Source organism: Shimia marina, from assembly GCF_001458175.1.
GTDB lineage: Bacteria > Pseudomonadota > Alphaproteobacteria > Rhodobacterales > Rhodobacteraceae > Shimia > Shimia marina.
Window position 1 is genome coordinate 1 of record NZ_CYPW01000010.1, and the last position, 14,061, is coordinate 14,061.

At 56.0% G+C, this 14,061-nt stretch carries 15 protein-coding genes and 1 riboswitch; of the genes, 2 read left to right on the forward strand and 13 right to left on the reverse strand.

What is annotated here, in order from left to right:
• Positions 1 to 109 precede the first annotated feature (109 nt).
• The 8 genes from SHM7688_RS06920 to SHM7688_RS19990 all read right to left on the reverse strand — a co-directional run bounded on the left by SHM7688_RS06920 (position 110) and on the right by SHM7688_RS19990 (position 8,788).
• On the reverse strand, positions 110 to 1,927 hold the full coding sequence (locus SHM7688_RS06920; RefSeq protein ID WP_058239212.1) for an ABCB family ABC transporter ATP-binding protein/permease: 1,818 nt from the start codon (positions 1,925 to 1,927) through the stop codon (positions 110 to 112).
• A gap of 137 nt (positions 1,928 to 2,064) precedes the next feature.
• Entirely contained in the window at positions 2,065 to 2,220 is a 156-nt protein-coding gene (locus SHM7688_RS19720) for a hypothetical protein (RefSeq protein ID WP_158500673.1), read from the reverse strand.
• Positions 2,217 to 2,672, reverse strand: coding sequence for a hypothetical protein (locus tag SHM7688_RS06925; RefSeq protein ID WP_058239213.1), 456 nt, complete (start codon positions 2,670 to 2,672; stop codon positions 2,217 to 2,219). The genes SHM7688_RS19720 and SHM7688_RS06925 overlap by 4 nt, the downstream gene beginning before the upstream one ends.
• Positions 2,672 to 3,898 carry an agmatinase family protein gene (locus tag SHM7688_RS06930; protein ID WP_058239214.1) on the reverse strand — a complete coding sequence of 409 codons (1,227 nt, stop codon included), beginning with the start codon at positions 3,896 to 3,898 and terminating at the stop codon, positions 2,672 to 2,674. Before SHM7688_RS06930 ends, SHM7688_RS06925 begins: the two co-directional genes overlap by 1 nt.
• 140 nt (positions 3,899 to 4,038) lie before the next feature.
• Positions 4,039 to 4,806, reverse strand: a complete 768-nt coding sequence (locus tag SHM7688_RS06935; protein WP_058239215.1) for an ATP-binding cassette domain-containing protein — start codon at positions 4,804 to 4,806, stop codon at positions 4,039 to 4,041.
• Positions 4,803 to 5,615, reverse strand: a complete 813-nt coding sequence (locus SHM7688_RS06940) for an ABC transporter permease (protein ID WP_058239216.1) — start codon at positions 5,613 to 5,615, stop codon at positions 4,803 to 4,805. The genes SHM7688_RS06935 and SHM7688_RS06940 overlap by 4 nt, the downstream gene beginning before the upstream one ends.
• A 71-nt stretch (positions 5,616 to 5,686) precedes the next feature.
• Positions 5,687 to 6,754 carry a putative urea ABC transporter substrate-binding protein gene (locus tag SHM7688_RS06945; RefSeq protein WP_058239217.1) on the reverse strand — a complete coding sequence of 356 codons (1,068 nt, stop codon included), beginning with the start codon at positions 6,752 to 6,754 and terminating at the stop codon, positions 5,687 to 5,689.
• A 95-nt stretch (positions 6,755 to 6,849) separates the two neighbouring features.
• A riboswitch (guanidine-I (ykkC/yxkD leader) is annotated at positions 6,850 to 6,960 on the reverse strand.
• Positions 6,961 to 7,150: 190 nt separating this feature from the next.
• Positions 7,151 to 8,788, reverse strand: a complete 1,638-nt coding sequence (locus SHM7688_RS19990; RefSeq protein WP_058239218.1) for a LysM peptidoglycan-binding domain-containing protein — start codon at positions 8,786 to 8,788, stop codon at positions 7,151 to 7,153.
• Positions 8,789 to 8,887: 99 nt separating this feature from the next.
• Between SHM7688_RS19990 and SHM7688_RS06955 the strand changes: the two genes are divergently transcribed.
• Positions 8,888 to 9,439 carry an LOG family protein gene (locus SHM7688_RS06955; protein WP_058239219.1) on the forward strand — a complete coding sequence of 184 codons (552 nt, stop codon included), beginning with the start codon at positions 8,888 to 8,890 and terminating at the stop codon, positions 9,437 to 9,439.
• 2 nt (positions 9,440 to 9,441) lie between these two features.
• Here the strand turns inward: SHM7688_RS06955 and SHM7688_RS06960 are convergent, their stop codons facing one another.
• Positions 9,442 to 10,203: a siderophore-interacting protein gene (locus SHM7688_RS06960; RefSeq protein WP_058239220.1), complete on the reverse strand. Its 762-nt coding sequence runs from the start codon at positions 10,201 to 10,203 to the stop codon at positions 9,442 to 9,444.
• Positions 10,204 to 10,382: 179 nt separating this feature from the next.
• On the opposite strand from SHM7688_RS06960, the gene SHM7688_RS06965 reads away from it, so the two are divergent.
• The gene (locus tag SHM7688_RS06965; protein WP_058239221.1) at positions 10,383 to 10,970 is read left to right on the forward strand and encodes a hypothetical protein; all 588 of its coding nucleotides are present in this window, start codon (positions 10,383 to 10,385) and stop codon (positions 10,968 to 10,970) included.
• 53 nt (positions 10,971 to 11,023) lie between these two features.
• Here the strand turns inward: SHM7688_RS06965 and SHM7688_RS06970 are convergent, their stop codons facing one another.
• The 4 genes from SHM7688_RS06970 to SHM7688_RS19995 all read right to left on the reverse strand — a co-directional run.
• Positions 11,024 to 11,623, reverse strand: coding sequence for a superoxide dismutase (locus tag SHM7688_RS06970; RefSeq protein ID WP_058239222.1), 600 nt, complete (start codon positions 11,621 to 11,623; stop codon positions 11,024 to 11,026).
• A gap of 125 nt (positions 11,624 to 11,748) precedes the next feature.
• Positions 11,749 to 12,150, reverse strand: a complete 402-nt coding sequence (locus SHM7688_RS06975) for a hypothetical protein (RefSeq protein WP_058239223.1) — start codon at positions 12,148 to 12,150, stop codon at positions 11,749 to 11,751.
• A gap of 109 nt (positions 12,151 to 12,259) precedes the next feature.
• On the reverse strand, positions 12,260 to 12,826 hold the full coding sequence (locus SHM7688_RS06980; RefSeq protein WP_058239224.1) for a sarcosine oxidase subunit gamma: 567 nt from the start codon (positions 12,824 to 12,826) through the stop codon (positions 12,260 to 12,262).
• Positions 12,819 to 14,061, reverse strand: a 1,243-nt coding sequence (locus SHM7688_RS19995; RefSeq protein ID WP_233486597.1) for a glycine cleavage T C-terminal barrel domain-containing protein, incomplete at its 5' end; no start/stop codon positions are given. The genes SHM7688_RS06980 and SHM7688_RS19995, both read right to left, overlap by 8 nt.

Here is a 14,061-nt window from a genome sequence, read left to right on the forward strand (position 1 = left end):
CCGCTCAGCAGGCCTTGACCGCAACCTAATCACAAGAAAGAAACAGGAACGGATTCTACATCCAAACGGCCCGGATCAAGGGGCTGGGTCAGGCTGCAAAAAGACGGCCTCACGCAACATCTTCGTCTGCCTGCTGCCGCGCCCAAAGCTGCGCATAACGCCCCTGCTGTTCCAGAAGCATGCTATGCGTACCCTGTTCCACAACTTGCCCCTGTTCCAGCACAACAATGCGGTCCGCCTCTGCAATGGTGGACAAACGATGTGCAATTGTGATCACGGTCCGCCCTTCCCCCGCGCGTGCCAGGGCTTCTTTGATGCCCTGTTCCGTTTCTGTGTCCAGCGCGGATGTTGCCTCATCCAGCAACAAAATCGGCGGGTTCTTCAGCAAAGTGCGCGCAATGCCCACTCTTTGCTTCTCCCCGCCGGAGAGTTTGAGACCGCGCTCCCCCACCATCGTGCCATAGCCTTCTGGCAGGCTTTGAATGAAATCATGGATCTGCGCTGCCTTGGCGGCTTCCTCGATCTCAGTTTGCGACGCCCCTGAGCGGCCATAGCCGATATTATATCGGATCGTGTCATTAAAAAGCACCGTATCCTGCGGCACGACCCCAATGGCGTCATGCAGGCTTTCCTGCGTGACATCACGCACATCCTGCCCATCAATCCGCAGGGCCCCCGCGGCCACATCATAAAACCGAAACAAAAGCCGCCCGATTGTGGATTTCCCCGATCCAGAGGCACCAACGATGGCCACCGTGTGCCCGCCGGGCACATCGAGGCTCACCTGTTTGAGGATCGGCCGATCCGGCTCATAGCTGAACTGCACATTGTCCAGCTCAATCCGCCCCGCTGTCACAGCAATCGCTTTGGCATCTGGCGCATCGCGAATTTCGGCGGCATCCTCCAACAAATCAAACATCTGTCCCATGTCCACAAGGCTCTGTCTGATTTCGCGATAGACAAACCCCAGGAAATTCAGAGGCGCGATCACCTGCAGCATATAGGCGTTCACCATCACAAAATCGCCCACCGTCAAATCGCCATCAGAGACGCCCATCGCCGCCATGGCCATGACCGCCACCAATCCGGCATTGATGATAAACGCCTGCCCGAAGTTGATGGCAGCAAGGGAATTTGCGGTCTTGATGGCGGCCACTTCATATCCCGCCATGGCCTCATCATAGCGATGCGCCTCGCGTTTCTCAGCGCCAAAATATTTCACCGTTTCAAAGTTCAGCAGGCTGTCAATGGCACGCTGGCTTGCCTCATTGTCGCGATCATTCATCACGCGGCGAATGCGCACCCGCCACTCCGTGACCGCCAATGTGAACCAGACATAAATCACCATTGTCCCCGCAACGACCAGCAGGAACCGCCAATCAAACAACACCGCAAGCACCGTGCATATCATCACCAATTCAAGAAACAGCGGGCCGATCGAAAACAGCATGAAGCGCAAGAGAAACGCCACACCTTTCACACCGCGGTCCATAACACGGCTGAGCGCGCCGGTGCGACGGGTCAGATGATAGCGCAGGCTCAACGCATGGATATGGCGGAATGTGGTCATCGCAAGCCGCCGCAAAGCGCGCTGGCTGACTTTGGCAAACAGCAGATCACGCAGCTGCTCAAACATCACCGCCAACAAACGGTTGCAGCCATAGGCCAATGTCAGCCCCACCGCGCCAAGCGCAAGGATGGGCACACCTTCACCGGCCAACGCATCCACTGCGCCTTTGTAGAAAATCGGCGTAAACACAGCGACCACCTTGGCAGCCACCAGCGCCATGAGCGCGACAACCACCCGCAGGCGCAGCCCCGGCGCATCGCTGGGCCAGAGGTAGGGCAGAACGCTACGGATGATTTTTTTGCCCGAACGTCGCTCTTCTTGCGCGATTTGCTGGGCGGTTTTTTCCTGATCTGCCATGCTGCCTTCCCGGTTGATGGTCGCTCAGTGTAAAACGCCCACAACCAAGGGCACAATCGAAAAGCAGCTGGCCCAACTCACCGAAAAGTTGGTTGAGATTGCAGAGGCGCGCACTCAAAGAGCCACGCCTCCTCTGATCACTTCATCGACTTAAACGCCGCGCCCGCCAAAACCACCAGCACCGCAAGCAGTAAAAACAGCTCCGCCCCATGTGTGTGAAAGCTTCCCTCAGCATGTGCCAAAGCCGGAGCCGCGCCCAAAACCGTGAATATCAAAGCAAGCGTCTGTTTCATTTTTCCATCTCCTGTTTGCGCTGATAAAGAAAGTCGCGAATGTCGAGCGTGGATTTTTCATCCATCGACACATAGATCAGCGACATATTGGTGCGCTCCTGAACCATTTCCCCCGGAAACGGCAGGTAGCTGAGCTCACGTGAACCAAAAGAGGGAGAGGCCGTGCCAATCTGCCAGTCGGTTGTGAGCGTGACATCGATTAACTTCAGTGCCTTTGCACCATCTTTTGACGCACGTTCAAAGGGCACGCCTGCAAGCTTCAGATAGCTCGTCTTGTCGCGCGCCTGCAAAAACCCTTCGATGAACTGCGCCGCCAAGATCTGTAAATCTGCCGCTTCATCTTCATGATGCATATGGCTGTGCAGATGGTCACCATGGGCGTGATTGTGACCCTGCCCATGGTGGGCAGGATCGTGACTGTGGTCGTGAGGATGTGGGTGATCGTGGGGCATTACGGACCTACCTTATGCGGACCATCGTTGGACCAGCGTTGCCCTTCAAAGTCGCCATGGGGTGTGGTCACCGGCTTGTCGATGAACCTCTTATGCGCACCCATTTTGCCGTTTGACACCAGCGCACCAAGCACATCCACAATCACGCGGGTGCCCATCAGAGCGGTGATGTCAGAGGTGTCATAGGGCGGCGAAACCTCCACAAGCTCCATGCCACAGATGCCTTCGGCGGCAATGCCCGATGCCAGCGCCAGCGCCTCACGAGGCAAGAAGCCGCCCGGCTCCGGCCAGCCCGTGCCAGGCACAAAACCACAGTCGATGCTGTCGATGTCAAAAGACATATAGACCATATCCACCCCATCCCAGGCCATCTCCAGCGCCATTTCGATGGTCTTGTCCACGCCCATCTTTTCCATGTCGCCCATGGTGATGATGTTGGTTTCACGTTCCCGCGCGACTTTCACCGCCTCCCGCGGCACCTGCCAGCCGCCGATACCAATCTGGACCAAATTCTTGGCCGGCACGTTGGGGAGATTAGTGGAGTGAAACCAAGGTGTTGTGTGCATCCTCTCATCCAGATCCTTCTCCTGAATGTCTGCATGACGGTCAAAATGCACTATGCCGATTTTCTTGGAGGTGCACTCCGCAATGCCGCGCACACAGGGGAATCCGATAGAGTGGTCCCCGCCAATCATGATCGGCAAAGAGCCTGAGCTGAACACATGGCTAACGGCCCGACTGATCTGATCAAAGCTCTTTTCGATATTGGCCGGAATGGTGAAGACGTCACCGGCATCACACAGCGTCATCTGTTCACGCAGATCAACGCCAATTTCATAATTGTAAGGCGTATAAAGCGCAGAGATTTTGCGCACGCCCTGTGGCCCAAAGCGAGTGCCGGGGCGATAGGTCGTGCCTCCGTCAAACGGGATGCCAAGAACCGTGGCATCATAGTTGGCGACCTCAAGAACATCCTCAGCATAGGGCGCCTTAAGAAAGGTATTGATCCCCGCGAAATGCGGCAGCTCCCCGCGCGCGAAAGTCGGGATCGATTTGTCCTCAATGCTGTCCGCCCCCGTAAGCCCCATCCGAAGGGCCCAGCGGCGCTCTTCATCATGGCGCCCCTCTGGCAGATCTGCCTCTTTCTGCATGGCTTTCCATCCGGCGAGTTTGGTCAAATCCGGGTGGTGGTGTCGCTTTTCGCGACGGGTAAGGATGTCTTGCATGTCACTTGGATTATGTGACCGTGTGCGTTTTGGATCTGAAAACAAAAGGTGTCTCCCAAATCATTGCCTGCCTCATGACAGGGATCTCCGAGCCTTGGTGACCATTCCATGCGGAGCCCGGGGGCGCATGGAATGTGTAGCTATCCCGCCGCCAGAGACGGAAAGTGATCAAGAATATCCTGATGAGGCATGCCTCCATGACGGGCATCAAAGTCATAGGTGATGGTTGCCCCAATCACGTTGGGATCCTGCGGATCCCAGCGCGGCTTATCAAAGACCAGCACCCGGTCACCCAGCTTGAAGGCCTCTTCAAGATCATGGGTCACCATGAACACCGTCATGTTGGTTTCGTCGCGCAGTTCCATCAGGAAATCATGCATTTGCAAACGGGTGCCGGGATCAAGCGCCCCAAAAGGCTCGTCCAGCAACAGGATACGCGGCTTCGCGGTCAGGGCTTGGCCAATGGCGAGACGCTGCTGCATCCCCCCAGACAGAGACGCCGGGAATTGCTGTGCCACATGGCTCAAGCCGATGCGGGTGAGCATCTGATCGGCGCGCGCAGCGGCCTCTTTGCGCGCCGCGCCACGCAGGCGGCCAAAGCGGGTTTGAAAGCCTTCAGCGGCCATCAGATTGTCACGCACCGTCAAATGCGGAAACACCGAGTATTTCTGAAACACCACCCCACGTTCACGATTGGGCTCCACCGCTGTTGCGCCACCTTCAATACTGATCTCGCCTTTGTAGGGGCGCTCTTCTGCCAACAACATGCGCAGGAAGGTGGATTTACCACAGCCAGAGGCCCCAACAATCGAAACAAACTCCCCCTCTTCCGCTGTGACCGACACACGCTCAAGGATCGAACGATCTCCATAGCGCTGCCACACATTTCGGACGCTCACAAAACTCATAGGCCTGCCTCCATCCAAGGGAACGCCCGGCGCGAAACGGTTTTCAGCAGCCAGTCAATGACAAAGGCCAAAAGCGTGATCCAGATCACATAGGTCAGGATCACATCCATCGCGAGGTAACGCCGCACAAGGAAGATGCGGTAGCCAAGCCCCACGTTGGAGGCCACGGCCTCTGCTGCAATCAGAAAGAGCCAGGCGGAACCAAGGGAAAGTCGCACATTGGAAATCAACCGTGGCAACACCTGTGGCAGCGCCACACGCGCGGCAATCACCCAACTTGAGGCTCCTAACGTCTGCGCCTTCACAATCTGCTCTTTGGGGATGTCCATCACCCGTTGCGCCAGATCGCGGGTCATGAAGGGGGTGATGCCAATCACAATCAGCACCACTTTAGACAGCTCCCCAAGGCCAAAGACAATGAACAGGATCGGCAGCAGGGCCAGCGGCGGCACCATCGACAAAACCGCAACAAAACGCGACAACGTCGCGCGCGCATAGGGCAACAGCCCAATCGCCAACCCAAAGATCAGCGAAAGCGCCGCAGAAATGCCAACGCCCCCAAGCAGCCGCGCCAGACTGGCCGCTGTGTCCTGCCACAGCAGGATCTCTTTGGAGCGTTTGTCAGGCACTGTGAACAAACGCTGCGCCGTCTCTGCAATGGTCGCAGGCGCAGGCAGCAGTTTGTCTTGCGGATTGGCGGCAAGGCGCATGTCGGACGCAATGCTATAGGCCACAAGCAGCACCACAAATGGCACTGCCGCTAGCAGCACAGCGCCGGGGCGCGCAGGTCTCATGTTTATCAGGCGCATGGCAAGCCTCCTCGTCGTTGGCCATGGCCCGGCAAACGTGCTTTGTCCGCCAAGGCCATTTTTCCAATGCGTTACAGCGCGCCGTCCGCCGCCATCTGCATGTAGGTGGTGTCAAAGCGGAACTTCACGTTGCCCACATCCCCGGTCACGGTCCCATCCGGATAGGCAATCCCGACAAAATCCGCACTTGGGGCGCCTTCGCCCAAAATACCCTTGTCAAACAGGAACTCCGCCACACCGGTCATAGTGGTGGGCAATGCGTCAGAGCTTGCTTGGGCAACAGCCGCTGCCGGGTCAAAGAACATCTCCGTGGCCGCCATCTGTGCTTTATAGCCCGCCAAGTCAGTGCCTGATGCCTCCGCCATCGCCGTCAGCGCAGCTTCGTCACCTGCCGCCATCAGCCCCATGACTTCATACCAAGCCCCTGCCACGGCTTTTCCAAAATTGGGATTGGCCTCTAAGACCTCAGTATTCACAACCATAAGGTCGAGAATTTCACCCGGTATCTTGGAGCTGTCAAAAAGGGTCACCGCATCGGAGCTGGTCCCAAGTATTTCTGACACCAGAGGGTTCCAGGTCACAACAGCCTCCACATCCGGTGTGGCATAGGCCGCGATCATATCCGCATCAGAGGTGTTGATGACAGACGCGAGATCCGCTTCTTCAAGCCCCACGGTGTCCAACCCCCGCGCCAGCAGGTAATGCGACACCGAAAGCTCCACCAGATTGACCGGCTTGCCCTTCAAATCGGCCAAGCTCTCCGCCCCTTTGGCAATCACCGCGTCATTGCCGTTGGAGTAGTCCCCCACGATCAGCGCGGTTGTGTCTACGCCACCACCCGACGGGATCGACAACGTGTCCATATTGGTGGCAGACACCCCGTCAAAAGCACCGGCGGTGTATTGATTGATGGACTCGACATAGTCGTTGAACTGCACGATCTCCACATCAATGCCGTATTTGTCCGCCCATTTGTCCATGATGCCGCTGTCTTCAAGATAGCCCCATGGCATCCAGCCCACGTAGATGGACCACGCCAACCTGAATTCAGTTTTCTCTTGAGCTGCGAGCGGTGCCGCAAATGCACTCAAAACCCCTACGGAAAGCGCGGTAGCCAACAGTTTCTGTTTTCTTTGCATGTCATTCCCCGTTGTCACGTCCCGCCGACCTCTAGGTTGGCTTTACGTCCGCTGGCGGAACAAAGAGATCAGGCGCGGACAAAACCAACGCAGTAACCTCCCGGGATTTTGCCCCGCCGTGTGCCTGCCGGAATTTGCCGGTCAGGTGGCGCTTCTTGGACCAGACTTGCCTCTCTCAAGGCAACGGAACCCTAAGCCCCCTGCACATTCAGGACAGCCCAAAGCCGCGATCTAGCGCAAGTCACAGTCTCAAAAATGGCAGGGCAAACTGGTATGCGCCGACAAAACGCGCAGAAAAATAGATCTTTGCACTACATTTGGGCTCAAAACAGGCGCAAGCAAGGGCGCTGCGCCCGCTGACGGACGGAGCCCCTCGTCATTTCGGAGAAGATGTTATCACTCAGGAACGGTAAAAACCTGCCCCGGATAGATCAGATCAGGGTCGCGGATTTTGTCTTTGTTGGCCTCAAAAACCCGCAGATACAAAAGACCTTCGCCATATTGATCACGCGCAATCGCCCAAAGAGTGGAGCCCGGCTGGACCGTCACAATCTCCACAGCCGGAACCGCAGCAGGCTGCGTTGTTACCGGCGCAATCTCCGCTGGCTTTTCCTCAGCCACTGTAGCGTCTGCAGCCACCTCGCCGGCAGGCGCTATATCCTGTGCAGCGCCGACCTCAACAGTCACCGGCTCCTGCGAAGCCTGACCAACCTCGGTTTGAGGTTTCACGTCGTCGGTAACAGCTGCCTGCGATATCTCCTCGGCAACTGCCACGGCAACGGTAGTATCATCATCACCTGAAGTATTCGCACCTGTGGATGTGATGTCCGCGCCCGCCGCAGTATCAGGGGACGCCTTGGCAATCTCTTCAACAGCCTTTTGGGTTTCTGCAACTTCTGTCTGCACAGCAGCGGAAGCAGTCTCCGTTACAACAGTTTCCCCTGCCTCACTTGGCGCAGGTGCCTCTGACTGCGCGCGCGCACGCGCAACAGTCTCAGGTGTTTCGCGCTTAAACGGCGTCGCAACACGCGATGTCACTTTGCCTTCCGGGTCCAATTCATCCACCCGCAATTCATAGAGACCGCCTGCCACGTCGGCCAACTGCCGAGACCAGAGCCCGGCATCCCCAATCGTTGCCTGAGCGACAAAATCATTATCCAGATACAGGCGTACAAAATTGCTTGGATTGCCACGGCCAGAAACCATGACCGCCCCGGTGTCAGTATAGCTGATGGAGTCAATCGTTACCGCCGCCAATACTTCCTCAACGGCCTCTTCTGGCGCGGCGGGTTGCACCACACGCACACCTTCTGCGTCCGAAATGATCACGGCAGGCGCTTTGGAAACAGTCGCCGCAAGAGGCTCAGAGCCTGATGTGCCTTGAGCATCCTCAGTGGAAGGCGTGCTCTCTTTCTCAGCGACAACAGCGACTTCCGCATCATTTTGCACCTGCCCCGCACGCGGAACGTCGGAGGCCACACCCGCTATGGCTTGCGCCTCTGCGCCCTGTGCCACAGATAAAACGGGCGCAACAATCACTGTTGCACCAGACAGAACATCTCCATCTTCGCCCCGCTCAGCCAAACTGAGCACACGCGGTTTCTCGCTCGGATCAATCGAAAGGATAGCAGCAAATTTTCCGTCGATGTCCACGGGCGCGAGGGCAATTTCTTCCCCATCCAGCAGGATCGCCAGCGACGCATTTGGCGCGGCATGGCCCGCCACAACTGTGTTGCCTTCGGCATCCACACGCACAACATCAAAAGACGGGGCAATGACGCTAGCCTCTTCAAGGTCCTCGCCCTGCACCGGCTTCTCCACCGCAACACCAGCAGTGTCAGAGCTGCTTTCTTGTGTCGAGGCCGCGCCAAGCGCTGCCGATGTGGGTTGCTCTGTAGCCGCCGCCTCATCGGTCTCTGAGCCACCCTCAAGGACGCCACTGGCCAAAAGAGCATAAACGGAGACGCCCAAAGCCACCACGACCCCGGCCACCCAAACCGCATTTCCACTGAATACTGACGCTTTTTCGCTCATCGCCGCTTATCCCCCGAAGTCGGCCATCATCTTGGTTGAGCGAGCTTACCAACAGGGGTAGGTCTGGTCAAAAGAGCATTGAACATATTGGAGAATTTCATGGCAACACACTCTATCTGTGTCTTTTGCGGCTCACGTTCCGGTCAAGACCCCGCGTATCAAGCCGCAGCAGAAGACTTTGGTGCGCGAATTGCAGGCAAAAATTGGCGGCTGGTCTATGGTGCAGGCGATATTGGATTGATGGGGGCCGTCGCCAATGCGGCACAAGCCGCAGGCGCAGACACTTTTGGCGTGATCCCTACACACCTGCTGGAATGGGAAGTGGGCAAACGCGATCTGACCAAGTTCATCGTCACCGAAAACATGCACGAACGCAAAAAAGTGATGTTCATGAACAGCGATGCTTTGGTGGTTTTGCCCGGTGGTGCCGGATCTCTGGATGAGTTCTTTGAAGTGCTCACCTGGCGTCAGCTCAGTCTGCATGAAAAACCCATTGTCTTGCTCAACATCAATGGGTTCTGGGATCCTTTGATTGCGCTGGTCGACCATGTGATCGCACAGGGCTTTGCCGAGGCAAGCCTGCGCGCGTTTATTCAAGTGGCCTCAGATGTGGATGAGCTGGAAGAGCTTCTGAGCAGCGCTTTAAGCTAAAGTCACGCAGCCGCGGCACTGTCAGCCTGTTTGTCGACCTTATGTTGATCCTCAGTCCGCCCAGCCCGCCAGTAGCTCGAAAGATAGAACTGGTCGCGCCCCACGGCGCGGTCATTGCGATAGTAGCCACGTAAACTGCGCATCGAGTCAAACTCACAGGCGGTCCAGACGCTGACCTTACCATCAAGCCATGGCATCGCTTTGACCTTCTCAACCAATGCGCCTTTCTCGACCTCAGGCGCAGAATTGATCACCCAGTGCATTTCGACATTCTCAGGCAGTTCCAACGCCACCTTGTCCGTCTCTGACCGCACTTCCACGACAACATAGCCCTGCGCTGTGGCTGGCAGGCGGTCCACATTGCAAAGCAGCGCTGGAAGGCCTGTCATATCCGCCGCGATCAAATACCAATCCGCAGCAGGATCGACCATCTTGATCGTGCCTGGCCCGGCAATCAGAATGTTATCTCCCGCACTCGCATTCAGCGCCCAGTCCGTTGCGATCCCCCCGCTCTCTCCATGCAGAGCGAAATCTACGGTCATCACACCTGAATCCGCATCAAAACTGCGGATGGAATAGGTTCTCATCACAGGCCGATCAGGATGACTGCGCGGCACATCCGGGAATATCAACTTGATATAGCCGCCGTCACAGTTGTCAGGAAAGTCCGCAAGGCTCTCCCCTCCAAATACGATGCGCAACATATTAGGCGTCACCAACTCCTTACGCAGCACACTCAGCACTCTCGTTGTGGTTTTTGCCATCAGAAGATCCCATCTTTGATTTCTATCGCTCAGATGAACATCATATATCTGACAATTTTAATCAGCAAAATACCTAAGTATCATGCACAGAGTGCTCTTCCCGCATACGAAACCTATGATTTTGGAGATCAGAGCCACAAACGTGATAGTGTGCAATCATTTGAAGAAGGAGTGTTTTATTGAACTTGAGAAATATCCTGTCTGCGACCGCTCTAATTTGGGCCAACGCTGTCTATGCAGACCCAGACACTATCTTCGACCCGCTCACCATAGCCAGACAAGAAAACCCCACTGCCGAGCTGGAAGAAGAGCGCCAAGCACAAAAGAAACGATTTGAAGAACGCAAGCAGAGGGAGGAGAAAATACGCCGCGTAGAGGCCGACATCTCAAACCTCAACCTGTGCATCCGCGCTTACTACAAATCTTTCAGAACCGGTTTTGCTGGCGGCGATCGGGATTGGGCGTATGTTTATAACGTACATCTCGTGCGTGGCGAAAACTGCAAGGGCGCTGCGGAGAATGGAAACCTTACAATCAGCAACATACGCGCGGGTTCCAGCGTTCTGGTCGGTGAGAAACGGTGTCCGGGGACGAGCGAGTGCCACATAGTCCGAGAGCTTGACAACGAATCCGGAAATGCTTGCTTCACTGTCCGGCTAGATCGCCATGGCTATTCTTGGCAAACAGATGTCTGTGGCTTCCGGCATCGTGGGCCCGGACCATCGGGTCTCTACAGACAATTTAAACTCTACCTTACCACAAGCTAGACACAAAAAAACGGCGCCCAGAAAGCGCCGTTTGAACTCTTCTAAAACTCAGATCACATCCGGGATGCAACGTTTTCCCAGTTCACCAGGTTGTTCAGGAAGTTGTCCAAGTACGCTGGGCGCTTGTTGCGGTAGTCGATGTAGTAGGAGTGTTCCCAAACGTCGCAACCCAGCAGAGCGGTCTGGCCGAAGCACAGTGGGTTCACACCGTTTTCGGTTTTGGTCACTGCCAGAGAGCCGTCTGCGTTTTTCACAAGCCACGCCCAGCCGGAGCCGAACTGACCTGCACCTGCTGCGGCGAATTGGGATTTGAAGTCGTCAACGGAGCCAAAGCTCTCAACCAGCGCTTTTTCCAGTTCACCCGGCATAACGGATGCGCCTGGGCCCATCATTTCCCAGAACTGGTTGTGGTTCCACAGCTGGGAGATGTTGTTGAAGATGCCGTTTTGCGCCACCGCGTTTGCATCATAGGTGCCAACGATGATCTCTTCGAGGGTCTTGCCGTCCCACTCAGTGCCCGCGATCAGCTTGTTGCCGTTATCGACATAAGCTTTGTGGTGCAGGTCATGGTGGAATTCCAGGGTCTCAGCAGACATGCCTTTATCAGCCAGAGCATCATGAGCGTAAGGAAGATCGGGGAGTTCGAAAGCCATTGCAGCATCCTCTTCTGTTGCGCGAAATTTCTTCTGGCCACAGATGGGGGTGAAAGCCCTGTAAGGTCAAGAGCAAAGCGGAAAAAACCGCTCTGCAGCGACAAAACAGGACAAAACACATATGCTTATTTCACCATCTTACAGGTGCCAGTCCCGCTATCAGTATTATCAAAACCAAGCGCTTTAAATGTAACATGCGCCCGATTACGTTGCTTCTTGTAGACCAGTGAAAAGTCCAGCGTTGCTTTCTGGCCTCTAGGGTTCACAACGTCTTTGAGACGCCAGCGAGCGCGCATCTGTTTACTGTTATCCTCAGAGAAACGCGCCTTCAAAGGTGCGATCCCATAATGAAGTGTAAATGCGTCAGTGATCTTGGCACTGCCATCTTTTGAAAACTCAATCAGAATCTCAGGAGGAATGACGTTTCGCCCCCTTGGATCGTTCAATTCGCAAAGGTAGGTCTGAGCCGAAGCATATGAACTCAGCACAACGGTAGCCAGAGCAAAGCCAGCAAATAGAGTTTTCATAGTAACATCTGTCCAAGTTGATTTTTAGCTAGATTAAGAAAACAAAAAATGCGCCGACATAGCGTCGGCGCAAAAACCAGTTTTTGTTGTAGATTTACAACTTCAAAGGTCAGTGAAACCCAACTTCTCCCCCCCGAGCTGCAGAGACTTTGAGCAAATCAAAGACATATTGCGCCACAGAGCGGAAGCAGATCACTTCAAAACTGCCGTCCTCATTGCCCCAAACCGCCGCAGGCACCTGCGCAAACCGGGAGCGACGGATGTCGCCTGCGCCAAATGCGTCTTTGCCAAAATCCACCGGTGCCAGCTTGGCAAGCACATCACGACTGCCTTCGCCAGAGACGTGATACACGGCACGCGCGTCCGACACATTGGCCACAAGCGCATGAGACGACGCCAGCGCAGTGGTCAGCGTGGCAACCGTCTCAAGCACCTCTGCGTAATCCACAACAACCAGCAGCTCATCCGGTGACATCCAGGCCACAACACCCTTGTCACCGGACACCACTTTGCGTTGTGCTGGCATCTGCGCGCCGGTGGCCGCTTTCACCGCCGCCGACATTTCCGCGCCGTCCAGATCCCCGCGCACGGTGATCATACCGCGCAGACCGGTTTCTTCGACTTTTACAAAGCCTTCAAACGATGCCCCGTTCAGGGCGCTCACAGCCTTAGACATTCTGCTTCTCCCCATCTTTGTCATAGAACACCGGATCCACCACTTTAGCTTTCACGGTAGAGCCGTCCACCTTGTTGAATTCAACAACATCGCCAAGGCGCTTCATACCGCCATGGATCAGGCCCATCGCAATGCCGCGATCCAGCGTTGGTGAATAATATGTAGAGGTCACACGCCCCTGCACATTGCGCTGATCATTGGCATTTTTGCCGTCGGCGATGATGTAAGCACCGTCAGGGATGACAGAGCCGTCCACAGTTTCAAAACCCGCCAGCTTCCAACGATCCTCAGAGGCCATATGGTCACGTGTCTGTGCCCGCTTGCCAAGGAAGTCTTCCTTCTTCTTGGAGATGGCCCACTGCATGTTGAGATCCTGCGGGATCACGGTGCCGTCGGTTTCATCCCCAATCATGATGAAGCCTTTTTCGGCCCGCATCACGTGCAGCGCTTCGGTGCCATAAGGCATGATGTTGAACTCTGCCCCAGCTTCCAAAAGCGCATCCCAGAAGGCGCGGCCCTGGCTGGCTGGCACCGCGATCTCGTAGGACAGCTCCCCAGAGAAGGAGATCCGGTAAGCGCGGGCGTCAAATTCGCCAATCTTGCCGTCTTTCCACTCCATGAAGGCCAGACCTTCTTTGGAAACATCCATCTCGCCGCCGAGCTTCTCGATCACTTTGCGAGCGTTTGGACCCACAACCGCGATCTGCGCATATTGCTCCGTCACATTGGCGGTGTAGACTTTCCAGTCCCACCATTCGCATTGCAGCCAGTCTTCCATCCAGCCGTGGATGCGCTCTGCGCCCCCGGTGGTGGTGTGCACAAGGAAGCTGTCTTCGTCGATACGGGCAACAACACCGTCATCGATCAGGAAGCCGTTCTCGTTACACATCAGGCCATAGCGGCATTTGCCCGGCTTCAGCGTGGACATCATGTTGGTGTACATCATGTCGAGGAATTTGCCCGCATCGGGGCCCTTGACGATGATTTTCCCAAGCGTGGAGGCATCCAGCAGGCCCACACTGTCGCGGGTCTGGCGGATCTCACGGGTGACAGCATCCGCATGGCTCTCGCCGTTGCGCGGGAAGCAGTATGGACGCCGCCAATGGCCCACTGGCTCAAAGAATGCGTCATTGCTTTCGTGCCACTCATGGATCGGCGTGCGCCGCAGCGGCTGGAACACCTCGTCACGTGCCTCACCGCCAATAGATCCCATGGAGATCGGCGTGTATGGGGGG